This window comes from Robertmurraya sp. DFI.2.37 (genome assembly GCF_029211245.1).
In the GTDB taxonomy this organism is placed as follows: domain Bacteria; phylum Bacillota; class Bacilli; order Bacillales; family Cytobacillaceae; genus Robertmurraya; species Robertmurraya methanolica_A.
The window spans coordinates 1-306 of the sequence record NZ_JARGEJ010000581.1; the positions used below are offsets into that span (position 1 = coordinate 1).

A 306-nucleotide genomic window follows, 5' to 3' on the forward strand; every position below is an offset into this window, starting at 1 on the left:
CAATGTTCCAATAAACATAACTATCCCTTGCACTGTTTCTGTTAATGCAACGGCGCGAAATCCTACAATAATAACATACACCATCACCGAAACCGCAAAAATAAAGAGTGAGCCCGTATAGCTCAAACCTGTTAATGATTCTATCAAAATTGCTCCGCCTACCCATTGAGCTGCAATTGCTGAAAATAGAAAAATAATGATACTAATTGCAGACAAAACAACAACCCATTTTGACTGATAGCGTTCCTTCAGATTATCCACTAATGTTACTGCCTTATACCTTCTCGTCATAATGGCGAATTTTTT

The 306-nt window shown here is 37.3% G+C and carries 1 protein-coding gene; it reads right to left on the reverse strand.

Annotation, left to right across the window (positions count from 1 at the left end; translation table 11 throughout):
• The coding region (locus PZE06_RS27780; protein WP_483314095.1) for a sodium:solute symporter family transporter at positions 1 to 306 on the reverse strand (306 nt) is incomplete at both ends.